Source organism: Listeria sp. ILCC797 (assembly GCF_900186185.1).
GTDB lineage: Bacteria > Bacillota > Bacilli > Lactobacillales > Listeriaceae > Listeria > Listeria goaensis.
On sequence record NZ_FYBS01000006.1, the window covers coordinates 122,357 to 138,381 of the forward strand.

General features: G+C 40.1%; 17 protein-coding genes and 1 pseudogene. All 18 read right to left on the minus strand.

Annotated elements, in window-relative coordinates; all coding sequences use genetic code 11:
• Positions 1–11: 11 nt before the first annotated feature.
• Positions 12–374: a single-stranded DNA-binding protein gene (locus BN1609_RS07965; RefSeq protein WP_088809722.1), complete on the minus strand. Its 363-nt coding sequence runs from the start codon at positions 372–374 to the stop codon at positions 12–14.
• Positions 375–635: 261 nt separating this feature from the next.
• On the minus strand, positions 636–1,067 hold the full coding sequence (gene fabZ, locus BN1609_RS07970; RefSeq protein WP_088815780.1) for a 3-hydroxyacyl-ACP dehydratase FabZ: 432 nt from the start codon (positions 1,065–1,067) through the stop codon (positions 636–638).
• Positions 1,068–1,080: 13 nt separating this feature from the next.
• Positions 1,081–2,070 carry a rod shape-determining protein MreB gene (gene mreB, locus BN1609_RS07975; protein ID WP_088809720.1) on the minus strand — a complete coding sequence of 330 codons (990 nt, stop codon included), beginning with the start codon at positions 2,068–2,070 and terminating at the stop codon, positions 1,081–1,083.
• Between the two features lie 134 nt (positions 2,071–2,204).
• Complete coding sequence (gene murA / locus BN1609_RS07980; RefSeq protein WP_088809719.1) at positions 2,205–3,503, minus strand: UDP-N-acetylglucosamine 1-carboxyvinyltransferase; 1,299 nt, start codon at positions 3,501–3,503, stop codon at positions 2,205–2,207.
• Positions 3,504–3,682: 179 nt separating this feature from the next.
• Positions 3,683–3,916: a DUF1146 family protein gene (locus tag BN1609_RS07985; RefSeq protein WP_088809718.1), complete on the minus strand. Its 234-nt coding sequence runs from the start codon at positions 3,914–3,916 to the stop codon at positions 3,683–3,685.
• 103 nt (positions 3,917–4,019) lie between these two features.
• A complete protein-coding gene (locus BN1609_RS07990; protein ID WP_088809717.1) occupies positions 4,020–4,421 on the minus strand; it encodes a F0F1 ATP synthase subunit epsilon in 402 nt (133 codons plus the stop codon).
• A 21-nt stretch (positions 4,422–4,442) separates the two neighbouring features.
• A complete protein-coding gene (atpD, locus tag BN1609_RS07995) occupies positions 4,443–5,864 on the minus strand; it encodes a F0F1 ATP synthase subunit beta (RefSeq protein WP_088809716.1) in 1,422 nt (473 codons plus the stop codon).
• A 55-nt stretch (positions 5,865–5,919) separates the two neighbouring features.
• On the minus strand, positions 5,920–6,792 hold the full coding sequence (locus BN1609_RS08000; RefSeq protein WP_088809715.1) for a F0F1 ATP synthase subunit gamma: 873 nt from the start codon (positions 6,790–6,792) through the stop codon (positions 5,920–5,922).
• 38 nt (positions 6,793–6,830) lie between these two features.
• A complete protein-coding gene (atpA, locus tag BN1609_RS08005; protein ID WP_088809714.1) occupies positions 6,831–8,345 on the minus strand; it encodes a F0F1 ATP synthase subunit alpha in 1,515 nt (504 codons plus the stop codon).
• A gap of 27 nt (positions 8,346–8,372) precedes the next feature.
• Positions 8,373–8,912, minus strand: coding sequence for a F0F1 ATP synthase subunit delta (locus BN1609_RS08010; RefSeq protein ID WP_088809713.1), 540 nt, complete (start codon positions 8,910–8,912; stop codon positions 8,373–8,375).
• Complete coding sequence (gene atpF / locus BN1609_RS08015) at positions 8,909–9,418, minus strand: F0F1 ATP synthase subunit B (RefSeq protein ID WP_088840729.1); 510 nt, start codon at positions 9,416–9,418, stop codon at positions 8,909–8,911. The genes BN1609_RS08010 and atpF overlap by 4 nt, the downstream gene beginning before the upstream one ends.
• 96 nt (positions 9,419–9,514) lie before the next feature.
• Positions 9,515–9,733, minus strand: a complete 219-nt coding sequence (gene atpE / locus BN1609_RS08020; protein ID WP_003723467.1) for a F0F1 ATP synthase subunit C — start codon at positions 9,731–9,733, stop codon at positions 9,515–9,517.
• A gap of 51 nt (positions 9,734–9,784) precedes the next feature.
• The gene (atpB, locus tag BN1609_RS08025) at positions 9,785–10,501 is read right to left on the minus strand and encodes a F0F1 ATP synthase subunit A (protein ID WP_088809711.1); all 717 of its coding nucleotides are present in this window, start codon (positions 10,499–10,501) and stop codon (positions 9,785–9,787) included.
• Between the two features lie 6 nt (positions 10,502–10,507).
• Positions 10,508–10,908, minus strand: a pseudogene (locus BN1609_RS08030) (ATP synthase subunit I).
• A gap of 755 nt (positions 10,909–11,663) precedes the next feature.
• Positions 11,664–12,803, minus strand: coding sequence for a non-hydrolyzing UDP-N-acetylglucosamine 2-epimerase (wecB, locus tag BN1609_RS08040; protein ID WP_088809708.1), 1,140 nt, complete (start codon positions 12,801–12,803; stop codon positions 11,664–11,666).
• 17 nt (positions 12,804–12,820) lie between these two features.
• Positions 12,821–13,450 (minus strand): uracil phosphoribosyltransferase, encoded by a 630-nt coding sequence (gene upp / locus BN1609_RS08045; RefSeq protein ID WP_088809707.1) that lies wholly within the window; start codon positions 13,448–13,450, stop codon positions 12,821–12,823.
• A gap of 136 nt (positions 13,451–13,586) precedes the next feature.
• The gene (glyA, locus tag BN1609_RS08050; RefSeq protein WP_088840730.1) at positions 13,587–14,828 is read right to left on the minus strand and encodes a serine hydroxymethyltransferase; all 1,242 of its coding nucleotides are present in this window, start codon (positions 14,826–14,828) and stop codon (positions 13,587–13,589) included.
• A gap of 154 nt (positions 14,829–14,982) precedes the next feature.
• The gene (locus BN1609_RS08055) at positions 14,983–16,011 is read right to left on the minus strand and encodes an L-threonylcarbamoyladenylate synthase (RefSeq protein WP_088809705.1); all 1,029 of its coding nucleotides are present in this window, start codon (positions 16,009–16,011) and stop codon (positions 14,983–14,985) included.
• Between the last annotated feature and the right edge of the window lie 14 nt (positions 16,012–16,025).

The following is a 16,025-nucleotide window of genomic DNA, read 5'->3' on the forward strand; positions in this document are numbered from 1 at the left end:
AACTGCTTAGATTATTGTGTTGTTTCTGTGGAGGATTTCTCTAGAAAATTCGGTCTATTGGAATTTAAGTACCGTATTTTTCTAGTTAACACTTCCATGACATAAATTCGATTTTCATCTTTATTGACATAACTTCTTGTTTGCAACTCCCCCACAAGCCCAATTAGCATGCCCTTTTCGCAGTAGTTACACATTTCTTCTGCTCTTCTTCCCCATGCGACACACGGCACAAAATCAGCGTCCTGATCAAAGCGCTTCGCTTTTCCAAATCGATTTAATGCCAAAGTGAAATTTAGTACCACTTTGTCATCAGAAGTTATGCGCAATTCGGGGTCCTTCGTAAGTCTGCCTACAATCGTTACTTGATTTATCATTCTCAAAATACCTCATTTCCTAATTTTGAACTATCATACAAGACCTCACTTTTTTTGTAAAAACATTAAAATTACATTTTGAGCAACTAAAATGTCAAAATCAATTGATTTTCTTACGTATTTTTTAATTTTCAAAACTTTTTACCCCTTCAAATTATCATTTTAGGTATTTTTCATTTTTTTTATTTCGTGCTACGATAACTACAGAAATTTATAGCATAAGAAAAGCCTAACTTTTTAAGGTTAGACTCTTCTCTATCATTATTCGGCGTCGCTTAGTGCAACCATAATCTCGGCTTCACAAACGACATCGCCTTCAACTGTGGCTTTTACATTTGCCTTAGCAAGTGCCCCGCGCAATCGCGTGATTTCAGCTTCTAATTTCAACTGATCTCCAGGAACAACTTGACGTTTAAAACGGCATTTATCGATTCCTGCAAACAAACCGATTTTCCCTTTGTTTTCAGGACCTTGCACAATCGCAATTCCACAAGTCTGCGCTAATGCTTCAACAATAAGAACTCCTGGCATTACAGGATATTCAGGAAAATGCCCATTGAAAAAGGGTTCATTCACAGAAACATTTTTTATTGCTACTACTCGTTTGCCGGCTTCCATTTCAACAACTCGATCAACAAGTAAAAATGGATAGCGATGTGGCAAAATTTCTTTTATTTGCTTTATATCTAACATAATTAGCACCTTTCTAACCGCGTTTCTTTTTACCTAGTGATTCTAGAAGCACTCCTGTTCCAATTGCTACAACATCAAGTGGACTTTCAGTAATTAAAACTGGCACCTTTAATTCTTCTGACATTAAATCAGCTAAGCCATGGAGCAATGAACCCCCACCTGTCATGATGATTCCTCGATCAATAATATCCGCGGATAATTCAGGTGGTGTTTTTTCTAATACTTGTTTAGCAGAGTGGATGATATTTTGCAATGACTCGTGCAATGCTTCTTCCACTTCGTCACTTGATACTGTGACCGTTCGAGGTAGCCCACTAACTAAATCGCGACCACGAATATCCATAGTTTCTTTTTTCAAATCTTTTACTGCAGTTCCAATAGTCATCTTCAATGTTTCTGCAGTTCTCTCACCAATTAATAAATTGTATTTTCGTTTTATGTACTGAAGGATATCTTGATCCCACTGGTTACCTGCAACTTTGACTGACTGACTTGTTACGATATCACCCATGGATAGAACTGCTATATCCGCTGTCCCACCACCAATGTCAACAACCATATTTCCACTTGGCTCAAAGATTTCCATACCTGCGCCAATTGCCGCAACTTTCGGTTCTTCTTCTAAAAAGACTTGTTTCCCGCCACTTTTTTCAGCAACTTCTCTGATTGCTTTTTGCTCCACAGAAGTAATATTTGTTGGGCAACAAATTAAAATACGTGGTCTGGAAAAGAATGTTTTTAGATTTAATTTTTGTAAAAAGAAACGTAACATTTCTTGAACAATATCAAAGTCTGCAATAACGCCATCTTTCATTGGCTTAATGGCGGTAATATCACCTGGTGTACGACCAACCATATTATAGGCTTCTGTTCCTACTGCCAAGACTTCCCCAGTTTTATTATTTACGGCTACTACCGCGGGTTCATTAATTACGATACCTCTACCTTTTACATGAATTAATACATTAGCTGTTCCTAAATCGATTCCAACATCTTTAGCCAAAATTTATTACCCCTTTCTCTGTTGTCTAACAGTCACTACTCTCACATTTTGAATTATAGCATAATTTACTTCTAGTCGAAAACTTTTTTTAAAATAAAAAAAGAACTTTCCAGAAGAAAGTTCTCACTCAGCAATTATTTTGCAAAAATAGCTTCTAACCCTTTTTCATTAATAACTTCATTTGAAACACGTTCAATGTCTGCGCCTAAGCTTCTCAACTTACCATGGAAGTCATTATAACCACGATCCAAATATTTTAATTCCGTTACTTGTGTATAGCCATCTGCAACAAGTCCAGCTAAAATGAGGGCAGCAGCAGCACGTAAATCTGTTGCCGCAACTTCAGCTCCTTGAAGCTTTGCAGGACCATTAATAATAACTGAATGCCCTTCAATTTTCATATCTGCATTCATACGACGCATCTCTTCCACATGCATAAAACGATTTTCAAAAACTGTTTCCGTCATCACGCTAGTTCCTTCACTAAGCATTTGAATGACCATCATTTGCGACTGCATGTCTGTTGGAAACCCTGGATGCGGCATTGTTTTAACATCGACAGCTTTTAATTTTTCCGGACCAATAACTCGAACGCCGGTTTCTTCTTCAATAATTTGCACACCCATCTCTTCAAGCTTAGCAATAAGTGAGCTAATATGTTCTGGAACAGCATCTTCAATAAAAATATTACCTTGTGTAATGGCTGCTGCAATCATGAAAGTGCCTGCTTCAATGCGGTCTGGAATGATAGAATGTTCTGTTGCAGTCAATTCTTGTACACCTTCAATACGAATAACTTCTGTACCGGCTCCGATAACACGTGCGCCCATTTGGTTTAAAAAATTGGCTAAATCAACAATTTCAGGTTCTCTCGCAACATTTTCAATAACTGTTGTTCCTTCAGCAAGCGTTGCCGCCATCATAATATTTTGAGTTGCACCAACACTTGGGAAATCTAAATAAACTTTTGCACCTTTTAAGCGGTCAGCAGTAGCCTCAATATATCCATTTTCGATTTTCACCGTGGCTCCCATAGCTTCAAAACCCTTCAAATGAAGATCTACAGGGCGTGAACCAATTGCACATCCGCCTGGAAGTGCAACTCGTGCACTACCTGTACGCGCTAATAAAGGACCCATAACAACAATGGATGCTCTCATTTTACGGACATATTCAAAAGGAGCATCAGATGAAATTTCACCTGTTGCATCAACAGTCACAACATCGCCTTCAAACGTTACATCTGCTTGTAAGTACTTCAACACTTCATTAATTGTATATACATCCGATAAACTAGGAACATTCGTTAACACACTTTTACCTTTACTCGCAAGGAGTGTAGCAGCAATAACTGGCAATACAGCGTTTTTCGCGCCTTCAACTTTTACGCTACCAGTTAGCTTTTTCCCTCCACGTACAATCATTTTTTCCAAAATATATCCCTCCGCGTTAGTCAAACTTCAAAAAATCTATTTTTAATTTAATTATATGGAATTTAATACACATCTAAATCATTTTAACATCATTGCCACTCAAATATCAACATAATTTAACTAAAAAACAATCTATACTCTATGTTTATTTACCGATTTCACAATTTCTAAACATTTCATTAAAGTAATTGCGTAAGTTGCTTAAATGCTGATAAAAACTCTAAGAAGAAACTGCTTAATAAATAACCAATAACAATAGAGAGAATTGCAAATAAGAGCCTTGCTTGAATCACTCGATTTTTACTGATAAATTTCTCATACCGAACAGCTTGCAATGCCCAAAATACGATAACAATGAACAAGAGATGAGAAATAATGATAGTTGCTGGTTGTTCCATGACAACGTTGTACAAATTAAACACACCTTTATTAAGAAAATAAACACTTGTTCATCTTACCAAAAAAAGCAGTAAAAAGACACGAAAAAGCCCCATTTAATAATGGGACTTTACAGATTTAATGTTTTTTCGCGTGAATTCGGTTAATGGCTTTTTGCAAAGCAACTTGAGCCATGATTTCATCCACTTTTTGATCTTTAGCTTGTTGTAATCGTTCTTCCGCACGCGTTTTCGCACGCTCTGCACGATCAATATCAATATCTTGTTCACGCTCGGCAGTATCAGCCAGAATATTGACTTCCTCGCCGTTCACTTCCATAAAGCCACCATTAACAGCAATCCATTCTTCACCTGACTCTTGCTTCAATCGAACAACATCGATTTTAAGTGGTGCTACAAGTGGTACGTGACCATGTAAGATACCGAGTTCACCGGCCTTGGTTCTGGCGATAACCATATTTGCTTTACCTTCATAAACAGGGCCATCTGGAGTAACGATACTAACGTTTAGTTCACTCACACGTATCTCCTCCTGTTTTTATTAAACTTCGATTCCTTGAGTTTTAGCTTTTTCCAAAACTTCTTCGATACGTCCTACTGAACGGAAAGTATCTTCAGGAATGTGGTCATACTTACCAGCTAAAATATCTTTAAAGCCTTTTACTGTTTCATTTACAGGAACGTAGGAACCGGATTGACCTGTAAATTGTTCAGCAACATGGAAGTTTTGTGACAAGAAGAATTGAACGCGACGCGCACGTGCAACAGCTTGCTTATCTTCATCAGATAATTCATCCATACCTAGAATCGCGATAATGTCTTGCAATTCTTTGTAGCGTTGCAATAATTGTTGTACTTGAGTTGCAACCTCATAATGCTCTTCTCCAACAATTTCTGGAGAAAGCGCACGTGAAGTAGAAGCAAGCGGATCTACCGCTGGATAAATACCTTGTTCAGTTAATTTTCGTTCAAGGTTTGTTGTTGCATCTAAGTGGGCAAAGGTCGTTGCCGGAGCCGGATCCGTATAGTCATCGGCTGGCACATAAATCGCTTGAATAGAAGTAACCGAGCCTACATTTGTAGACGTGATACGTTCTTGAAGCTGACCCATTTCAGTTGCCAAAGTTGGTTGATAACCTACGGCAGATGGCATCCGACCTAACAAGGCAGAAACCTCTGAACCAGCTTGGGTGAAACGGAAAATGTTATCAATGAATAATAGAACATCTTGGTGTTCTACATCACGGAAATATTCAGCAATTGTTAAACCTGTTAAAGCAACACGCATACGCGCACCAGGTGGCTCATTCATTTGGCCAAATACCATGGCTGTTTTTTCAATAACACCAGAATCTTTCATTTCAAAGTAAAGGTCGTTACCTTCACGCGTACGTTCTCCAACACCAGCGAATACCGAAATACCACCATGTTCTTGAGCGATATTATGGATAAGCTCTTGGATTAGTACTGTTTTACCTACGCCGGCTCCACCGAACAAGCCGATTTTACCACCTTTTACGTATGGTGCTAATAAATCTACAACTTTAATTCCTGTTTCAAGAATTTCTGTTGTTGTGGATAGTTGGTCAAAAGTTGGTGCTGAATGGTGAATTTTGTTGCGTACAACGTCATTCGAAATTGGGGCATCTAAATCAATTGTATCTCCTAAAACATTAAATACACGACCTAGCGTGATATTCCCAACAGGTACCGTAATCGGGCTGCCTGTATCCACTACTTCCATACCTCTTTGAATTCCATCAGTGGATGCCATTGCAATTGTACGAACGACATCATCTCCTAATTGGATAGCAACTTCTAAAGTAAGATGATTTGTAGCTTGTTCTTTTGACTGAGTTTGATATTCCACTGTAAGGGCATTGTAGATTTCAGGCAAATTTCCGCCATCAAATTTAACGTCTACAACTGGACCCATTACTTGGATTACTCGTCCTTTCGTCATGCGATTTTTCCTCCTTACTTACGGTTTCGCAGGTTAAGTCGTTTCAAATAGCTTACTATTCGAGCGCGGCTGCACCACCAACGATTTCGGTAATTTCTTGTGTGATCGCAGCTTGGCGAGCACGGTTATACTGAAGTGACAAGTCACCAATTAAATCTTGTGCATTATCAGTCGCGCTTCTCATTGCAGTCATTCTAGCAGCGTGTTCAGCTGCCTTGGCATCGAGTAGCGCCCCGAAAATTAAGCTTTCTACATATTGAGGTAGTAGAACTTCTAGAATTTCTTGTTCGGAAGGTTCAAATTCGTAGACGGTTAAATCTTTTTCGGTTTCTGCGCTTGCATCTTTGAACTGTGTGAGCGGAAGTAATTGCTCACGGCGAAGCTCGCTTGAAATCGAGTTAATGTGATGATTGTAGTAAACAAATACTTCATCATACACACCGTCTTCAAACATTTGAACGGCATTACTTGCAATATCTTTGATTTCAGCAAATGCTGGATGATCTGAGATTCCTTGAACTTCAAGGACAATATTCATCTGGCGTGTTTTGAAGAAATCACGGGCATTACGCCCTATCGCGATAATCGCATATTCTTCACTAGAACTATGCTTGGTCGAAATTTCTTGGAATACTTCTTTAATTACAGAACTATTGTACGAGCCAGCGAGCCCTGTATCAGAAGTAATCACGATGTAACCTGTTCGCTTGACAGGTCTTGAAACTAGCATGGGATGGTCGGAACTGTTTCCTGTCGCAGCAATATGCGTGACAACATCATGGATTTTGGAAACGTAAGGCGCATAAGCACGAGCATTTGATTCCGCTTTTCCAAGTTTCGAAGCCGATACCATCTGCATCGCTTTCGTAATTTGACTGGTTTTCTTCGTCGATGTAATTCGTTGTTTTATATCAATTAAAGATGCCAAAGATTTTCACCACCTTTTATATTCCAATTCGAAAAAATTTATTTTTCCTCACTTGGAACAAAAGTATTTTTAAATTCATTTAGTGCGCTATCTAGTTTTTCTTCATCAGGAAGAGATTTTGTCGTACGAATCTCTTCTAGTAATTCAGAACGATTATGGTCGAACCATGTATTCATTTCGGACTCAAAACGGAGAACGTCATGAACTGGAATATCGTCCAGATAGTTGTGCACCAATGCATATAAAATTAAAACTTGTTTTTCTACTTTTAAAGGTTTGTGTAAATCTTGTTTCAACACTTCAACTGTGCGTTTACCACGTTCTAGTTTGGCACGCGTTGCTGCATCTAAATCTGACCCGAATTGTGAGAAGGATTCTAGCTCACGATAAGCGGCTAAATCAAGGCGAAGTGTTCCGGCAACTTTTTTCATAGCTTTAATTTGCGCTGATCCACCAACACGGGATACTGAAAGTCCGGCATTAATCGCTGGTCTTACGCCCGAGAAGAATAGGTCAGATTGCAAGAAGATTTGTCCATCAGTAATAGAGATAACATTTGTTGGAATATAAGCGGAAATATCCCCAGCTTGTGTTTCAACAAACGGAAGAGCTGTAATGGAGCCACCACCAAGTGCATCACTTAGTTTTGCTGCACGCTCTAACAAACGGGAATGCAAGTAGAAAACATCCCCTGGATAAGCTTCACGACCTGGAGGACGACGAAGTAGCAAGGAAAGTTCACGGTAAGCTGCCGCTTGTTTGGATAAATCATCATATACGATTAAAACGTGCTTGCCGTTATACATGAATTCTTCACCCATTGCTACACCAGCATAAGGAGCTAGATATAGTAAAGGCGCTGGTTGTGATGCGGCCGCGGTTACTACAATTGTGTAGTCGAGCGCACCATGTTTACGTAAAGTTTCAACAGCTGTACGAACTGTTGATTCTTTTTGGCCGATTGCGACATAAATACAAATCATATCTTGGTCAGCTTGGTTTAAAATGGTGTCAATGGCAACGGATGTTTTACCCGTTTGACGGTCACCGATAATAAGTTCACGTTGTCCGCGACCAATTGGCACAAGGGCATCAATTGCTTTAATACCAGTTTGCAGTGGCTCTGAAACTGATTGACGTTGCATAACGCCTGGTGCAACTGCTTCAATTGGACGGGTACCTGTTGTTTCAATTGGGCCTAGGCCATCAACTGGCTGCCCTAGTGAGTCAACAACACGCCCGATGAGCGCATCACCAACTGGTACTTCCATAATTTTACCTGTACGACGAACTTCATCGCCTTCACGAATTTCAGTGTAAGGGCCTAAAATGATGATACCGACATCATTTGTTTCCAAGTTTTGGGCCATACCCATTACACCATTTGAGAATTCTAATAGTTCTCCGGCCATTGCATTATCAAGTCCATGAGCACGCGCGATACCATCACCGATATAAGTAACAGTTCCTACTTCACTTACTTTTAATTCGCTTTGATAGTTCTCGATTTGCTGCTTAATAATGGAGCTGATTTCTTCAGCCTTAATGCTCATCAATTTCACCCCTCGTTAAAACGGGAACTAGGCTTTTATTTGCCGTTCCATGTCCTTTAATTTCGTTTTTAGACTATCATCATAAATACGGGTTCCGATAACCACACGGATGCCACCTAATAAGGATTTATCTACATGATTTCGAATATGAAGTTTGTTCTTATTTAATTTTTTCGCAAAAGCTGCCGAAATAGCTGCTTGTTCTGCGTCAGAAAGTGGGACAACAGAGTAAACATCTGCTTCCGCTATACCTTCTAAATCATTTACACGCGCCGCGTAGACGTCGGCAATGACCATTAAATAATCTTCACGACCACGATCAATTAATAGAAAGATAAAATCTCGAAGCGTTTCGTTAACATCTTTAAAAACGGCGCTGGCAAGACTTTTCTTTTGCTCAGTCGTAAGTGTCGGATTTTCAAGTAGTTTTACAAAATCTGGATTCGTCGTTAAAGCTTCTTTCACGGTGGAAAGTTCTTCTTTAAACTGCGCAACAAGATTCTTTTCTTCAGCTACTTGAAAAATAGCCGTGGCATAGCGACTTGCAACTTCCAAATCCTTACTCATTTGTCATCGCCTAACCTTTCGATGTAATCTTGAATCAAATCGCTTTGTGCTTTTTCATCCAGATTTTTCTCGATAACTTTCGATGCAATTAGAACGGATAGAGAGCCGACTTGTTCACGAAGTGCAGAAATAGCATCTTCTTTTTCGCGAACGATTTCGGTTTTGGCTTCTTCTTTTAATCGTTCTGATTCTTGACGTGCCGCTTTAATGATTTCTTCGCGCTCTTTTTCACCAAGTTGCTTGGCATTTTCAATCATAGTTTGCGACTCAACACGTGCTTGTTTTAGTACTTCGCGTTGTTCTGCAAGTAAGCTTTCCGCTTGTGTGCGACTTTCTTCTGCAGAATCTATTTCTGAAGCGATGTGTTCTTCCCGTTCTTTCATCACATTCATAAGTGGTTTCCATGCAAAAATACGAATGAGAACCAATAGAAGTGCAAATGTGAATAACGTAAAGAAACTATCGCCGACTGTAAAACTACCTAAGACTATATGTGGTTGTAACACGTCTGTTTCACTCCTTTCCAAACATTCGCTAAAAACCTCGCATTTCGTTTACTCAAAGAAACGGGGTGAGATTCCCCGATTTTCTTTGATGACTGATTATTTATTCAGTACCATGAACGCAATTACGACTGCGATGATAGGAAGGGCTTCAACCAAACCGATACCGATAAACATGATTGTTTGTAGCATGGAACGAGCTTCTGGTTGACGAGCAACCCCCTCGACTGTTTTAGAAACAATAAGACCATTACCAATACCTGCACCCAGTGCACCTAAACCTACTGCGATTGCAGCTGCAATAACACCTAAAGACATAATTAATATCCTCCTCAAATTCTTGTTTTATTTTTAATTTATACGAATTGCTTAATGTTCATCACTAACTTTGTGTGACATATAAACCATTGTTAACATTGTGAAAATATAGGCTTGGATTGCTCCGATGAATACTGAGAACCCTTGCCATGCAAGTGCCGGAATAATAGCAAGAACTCCGGTAAACACATTAATATGCGCAAGTTGTGTTGCGATAATAGTAAGCAAAACTTCACCGGCAAATATATTACCGTAGAGCCGCAATCCAAGTGTTAATGTGTTGGCAAATTCTTCCACTAATTTTAATGGAAATAGAAATTTCATTGGGCTAAAGTATGTGCCCACAAAATAATGTTTGAATCCTCGCATTTTAACACCATAATAATGAGTTAGTGCCAATACCATAATGGCAAGTGTTAAAGTTACAATTGGATCAGCTGTGGGTGAACGCCACCATACTTCATCGTGAACAGAAACGGAAGTAATAACCCCCAGCATATTTGCCACGAAAATAAACATTATTAGAGTAATACCTAACACATGAAATCTTCCACCAGTTTTCCAGTCCATATTACTGTTGATAATACCGCGCACAAAATCCATCACCCATTCGATGAAATTTTGTTTTCCTGTAGGCCGGCGTTTTAAGTTCCGTGTACAGAGAATAGCAATTGCTAGAACGATAATGCAAGTAATAGAAATCATTAGGACATTAGATAAATTGAAATCTAATCCTAAGAAACGGACCACGGGAAAGTTTTCTTCCAATTTGGTTCACCCCTCTCTTTTTGTTAACTTTTTTTTCTCCGATATAAGGAATAGAGTATGAAATCTAAAAAGATGACTGCATAGGCAATCCCTAGACCAATTATCACGCTATAGATATGAAAGTATTCAGGAATTTGAGTTGCGATCATTGTCGCAAGTACCATACTCCCCATTCTTGCTGTTGTTCCCATACCATAAAATCTTTTGTTTTCAGCCAGTGCCCTTGTCATTGCCTGCGTCCGTCTCATGAGCAGCCAGTAATTAAACCAGCCAACGATTAGTCCCAGTTTTAGCCCTAAGAAAATATGTACATATGGCGTGAGAAACCATCCAATGAGGCATAGAGCAATAAAAATAACAAGATACTTCTGATGACGATGGTACATTCCTATTAGCGATTCTAACATGTAGTTGCAGTCCTTTCTGTTTCAGTTGTATTTCCCAAATTGCTTCATCATTCGGAGCAAGTTGTAAAACTTTGTGAAAACAGACACATTTTACAACTATTTTTATTTCCTCGCGACACATGAAAGCCTTATCAGCGTGTCAGTTCTAAGAATACAACAGAAAAAAGGGAAAAGTCAATATACTTTCACAAAACCATCATATTCTTACTAGATAATAGTACCATAATCTAGCGAAGGCATAAAATATTTGACTGCGTTTTTGTTAAAAAAAGCTAAAAATCTCATTTACAAGGAATCTACCAAAAATAAACACCTCCGATTCGCTGAAAAGAACCGTGCTATAATTTGATTTCGTATCGTGTTTATTTTCACAAACAACGCTAAAATAAAAAAAGCTTTCACCTATATTGGCAAAAGACTTCATTATTTTGCAAACAACGCAAACCAAAAGTTCTTTCCCAATAAAAGAACGGAAAAAACCATGATTCATCATCCTAATTATATAACGCCCAAGCATCCTCTAAATTCTGTCAGCACAAGTGCCGGCGGGATTCGTATGAATGCTTTACAGCGTTCTATCCCTAGGTTAAATGAAAAGCTAGTTTTTTGGGCTCTCTAGTTTATAACATTGAACATCTTATCACATGTTCACCAAAACCTCTAGTCAAATCTGATCATGTAACACATCTGTAACAATAATGCGGTTTCATTTTGTTTCTACATCAAAGCGACCACAAAACGTAGTCGCTTAAATCTTATATTTTAAAATCAGTTGGGCGCTTCGTCCCATTAAAATGATGCGAAATTGCTTCTAAAATCCGTTTGGAGGCTTCTCCGTCACCATACGGATTGGCCGCTTGACTCATTTTATCATGTGCTTCTTTGGAATCGAGCAAAAGAAGAGCTTCCTTGATTAGCGATTCTTTTGCGGTACCAATTAGCTTTAGCGTGCCGGCTTCGACTCCTTCGGGGCGTTCAGTTGTATCGCGCAGGACTAGGACGGGAACGCCCATGCCAGGCGCTTCTTCTTGGACGCCGCCGGAATCTGTGAATACAAGGTAGGCTTTCTTTAAGAAGTTATGGAAATCAATTGCGTCAAGCGGTTCAATGAGGTGGATTCGGTCGTGGCCACCTAAAATTGCCATTGCTTTTTCGCGCACTGCAGGGTTTTTGTGCATCGGATAAACAAGCTCAACATCTTCTCTTTCCTCGACGATTTGGCGCACTCCTTCAAACATGCCTTGCATGGGGGCACCTAAATTTTCGCGACGGTGCGCGGTCATAAGAATAAGACGGTTGTCGCCTAATTTATCCAGAATCGGATGACTGTAGTTGTCTTGAACGGTAGTTTCCAGTGCATCGATTGCGGTATTCCCTGTTATGAAAATCGTTTCTTCTACTTTATTTTCGCGTAAAAGGTTTTCTTTCGATGTTTCTGTTGGTGAAAAATGCAAGTCAGCCATTACGCCCGTTAGCTGGCGGTTCATCTCTTCTGGAAAAGGTGAATATTTGTTCCATGTTCTTAGGCCTGCTTCAACGTGTCCGATAGCGGTTTGCTCATAAAAGGCTGCTAGTGCCGCCGCAAAACTTGTCGTTGTATCTCCGTGAACGAGCACGATATCGGGCTTTTGCTCGCGAATAACCTCAACCAGTCCAGATAGAACGCGCGACGTGATGTCGCTAAGTGTTTGGCCTGCTTGCATAATGTTTAAATCTATGTCTGGCTTTACTTTGAAGATTTCAAGTACCTGATCTAACATTTCTCGATGTTGCGCGGTAATAACGACCGTCGACTCGAATTTTTCGGGTGCGCTTTCTAATGCTAAAACGAGCGGCGCCATTTTAATCGCTTCTGGTCGTGTTCCAAAAACACTCATGACTTTAATCTTTTTCATCATACAGACTCCTTAGGTTATTTCGTTCCGAATAAACGATCTCCTGCATCGCCCAAACCAGGTACGATGTAGCCTTCTTCGTTTAGTTTTTCATCTAATCCAGCAATGTAGATTTCCACATCTGGATGCGCTTTTTGCAAGGCTTTTACGCCTTCTGGTGCAGCGACAAGACACATAAATTTCATGTTTTTAGCCCCACGTTTTTTAAGTGCATCAATGGCCATAATTGCGGAGCCACCTGTTGCAAGCATTGGATCCACGACGATGAAAAGTCGTTCCTCCACGTCAGATGGTAGCTTAACAAAATATTCAACTGGCTCAAGTGTGTCGTGATCGCGGTATAGACCGACGTGTCCGACTTTCGCTGCTGGAATCAGTTTTAGAATGCCATCTTGAAGTCCTAGTCCTGCGCGTAAAATGGGGACTACGCCTAGTTTTTTCCCTACAAGTGATTTCGCTTTTGTCACTTGAATTGGCGTTTCCACTTCCACTTCTTCCAGTTCCATATCGCGCGTAATTTCATAAGCCATTAAAGTTGCCACTTCGTCAACAAGTTCACGGAACGCTTTTGTCCCCGTATCTTTATCTCGAATAATCGTTAATTTGTGTTGGATAAGTGGATGATTTAAAACATGTACTTCCGCCATTTTCTTCTCTCTCCTTTAAATTCAAAAATTACCTCTACATTATTGTATCAGAACATCGCACGAGTGCAATACAAAAAACTATTACTTTTTAACAAAAAAAAGAAGCAGACCGAAAAGATCCACTTCTTTATACTGTTTAAAGCTCCGGATAGAGCGGGTATCGGCTTGTTAATTCGCTTACCTGCGTTCCGACTTCCTCTAGGACACTTTCGTCCTCTAAGTTATGCAAGACCTTGGCAATAAGCTCACCGACGATTTGCGTTGCGGCCGTGTCAAAGCCACGTGTCGTGATTGCTGCTGTCCCAACACGAATGCCGCTCGTTACAAACGGACTTTCCGTTTCAAATGGAATGGCGTTCTTGTTGACCGTAATTCCAACGCTATCAAGCGCCTCTTCGGCTGCCTTGCCTGTAATTCCCAACTGATTTAAATCAATGAGTAATAAATGATTATCCGTGCCGCCAGTTAAAACTTGAACCCCATTTTCCTCAAGCGTCTTAGCAAGCTGTTTCGAATTTTCAATAATCCGTGCCGCATACGTTTTAAATTCTGGTTGAAGTGCCTCGCCAAAAGCAACCGCCTTACCAGCAATGACGTGCATTAGCGGACCACCTTGAATGCCTGGGAAGATGGCTTTATTAATTTTTGCTTCCCATTCAGCTTTCGCCAAAATAAGACCGCCGCGTGGGCCACGCAACGTTTTATGTGTGGTTGTCGTTACAAAATCGGCATATTCTACAGGATTTTGATGTAGGCCTGCCGCCACTAAACCAGCGATATGCGCCATGTCTACCATTAAGTATGCGCCCACTTCATCCGCAATTTCACGGAATTTCGCAAAATCAATGGCGCGCGGATAAGCACTTGCCCCTGCGACAATCATTTTTGGTTTGTGTTCTAACGCTGTTGCTCTTACAATATCATAATCAATTTGCTTCGTTTCTTTACTCACACCATATTCAACAAAATTGTACAATAAGCCACTAAAATTAACTGGGCTTCCGTGCGTTAAATGTCCACCGTGCGCTAAATTCATCCCTAGAACAGTGTCCCCAGGCGTTAATACAGCTTGATAAACGGCCATATTCGCTTGTGCTCCGGAATGCGGTTGCACGTTGGCATATTCAGCACCAAATAATTGTTTGGCACGATCTCTTGCTAAGTCCTCCACAATATCCACGTACTCACAACCACCATAGTAACGTTTACGCGGATATCCTTCTGCATACTTGTTTGTCAGTACCGATCCCATAGCTTCCATCACTTGTTCGCTAACAAAATTTTCAGATGCAATTAACTCAATGTTATTTCTTTGTCTTCCAAGTTCTAAACGAATCGCATCAAAAACTTCCTTGTCTTGCTTTTGCAGATAAACCAATACGAGGACCCCCATCCTTTTTTTATTATAGTGTGAATTTTTGTATTATCCATAATATTACTTGAATCTGGATGAAAATCAAGTATTTTTTGCGATTTTTTAGTAAATTTTGAAAGTGAAGCGTTTCACTCAGAAAAACCGCTCCACAACTCATTCAGTTAGTTAAGTATTTATTGCCAGCTGCTTTTTCTAAACGGTTCATAATCGCTTCACCAATTCCATCTCTGTCATATGGTTCTGCTAAAATGAGCGTTACGTCTGTATGATCAAAAAGACGTAAGCCGTCATATAAGCGTCTTGCGATATCTTCCATTTTTTGTTTGCTGCCGATTTTAATTATATTTACGGACGCATTAATTTCGCTGGCGAGTTCATCTGAAACTAGCAAGCCAACACTTTCGCCATTTTCCTCAGCCTGTTTAATTTGCTCTTTCCAAAAAGCAATATCGCCTTTTACGAGATAAACTGGTGCTTCAGGGGCGTAATGGGTATATTTCATGCCCGGTGCTCTTGGGGTTTCTTCTTTTGTTTCAATATTTTTAGCTGATTTCACTTGACCGATAACTTTTTCAATTTGTTCGATTGATACGCCACCAGGGCGCAAAATAGTTGGTATTTCTTCTGCAAAATCGATAACAGTTGATTCTAAGCCTACGCCTGTACTTCCGCCGTCAATAATGGCGGCAATTTTTCCGGTTAAATCTTCTTCTACGTGCCGAGCGGTTGTTGGACTTGGACGTCCAGAACGATTAGCACTCGGGGCAGCTACTGGGCGCCCTGTTAGGCGAAGCAATTCTAAGCCTACTGGATGAACGGGCATCCGCACACCGACTGTATCTAATCCAGCGGTCGCATTTTTCGCAATACTACCTTTTTTCATTGGCAAAATAAGCGTAAGAGGCCCTGGCCAAAACACATCAATTAATTTTTGTGCTTTTTTAGGAATTCGCTCGATGAACTCGTCCATTTGGCTCGCACTCGCAATGTGGACAATAAGCGGATTATCAGACGGGCGTCCTTTTGCTTCAAAAATTTTCTGTACGGCTTTTTCATTTGTTGCATCTGCTCCTAAGCCATACACGGTTTCTGTCGGGAATGCGACTGTTTCGCCGTTTCTTAGAAGCTCTGCTGCTTCGTTATAAATCTGTTTGCCTTGATCAATATTCCAAAGTTTCGTTTCCATCTTTGAAAAACTCC

Bases quoted from the DNA above. Each gene is read 5' to 3' on its own strand.
- atpD (WP_088809716.1), bottom strand. From the start codon at position 5,864: ATGACGAAAGGACGAGTAATCCAAGTAATGGGTCCAGTTGTAGACGTT.
- wecB (WP_088809708.1), bottom strand. From the start codon at position 12,803: ATGAAAAAGATTAAAGTCATGAGTGTTTTTGGAACACGACCAGAAGCG.
- atpE (WP_003723467.1), bottom strand. From the start codon at position 9,733: ATGTCTTTAGGTGTTATTGCAGCTGCAATCGCAGTAGGTTTAGGTGCA.
- fabZ (WP_088815780.1), bottom strand. From the start codon at position 1,067: ATGTTAGATATAAAGCAAATAAAAGAAATTTTGCCACATCGCTATCCA.
- BN1609_RS07965 (WP_088809722.1), bottom strand. From the start codon at position 374: ATGATAAATCAAGTAACGATTGTAGGCAGACTTACGAAGGACCCCGAA.
- BN1609_RS08010 (WP_088809713.1), bottom strand. From the start codon at position 8,912: ATGAGTAAGGATTTGGAAGTTGCAAGTCGCTATGCCACGGCTATTTTT.
- atpA (WP_088809714.1), bottom strand. From the start codon at position 8,345: ATGAGCATTAAGGCTGAAGAAATCAGCTCCATTATTAAGCAGCAAATC.
- BN1609_RS08055 (WP_088809705.1), bottom strand. From the start codon at position 16,011: ATGGAAACGAAACTTTGGAATATTGATCAAGGCAAACAGATTTATAAC.
- upp (WP_088809707.1), bottom strand. From the start codon at position 13,450: ATGGCGGAAGTACATGTTTTAAATCATCCACTTATCCAACACAAATTA.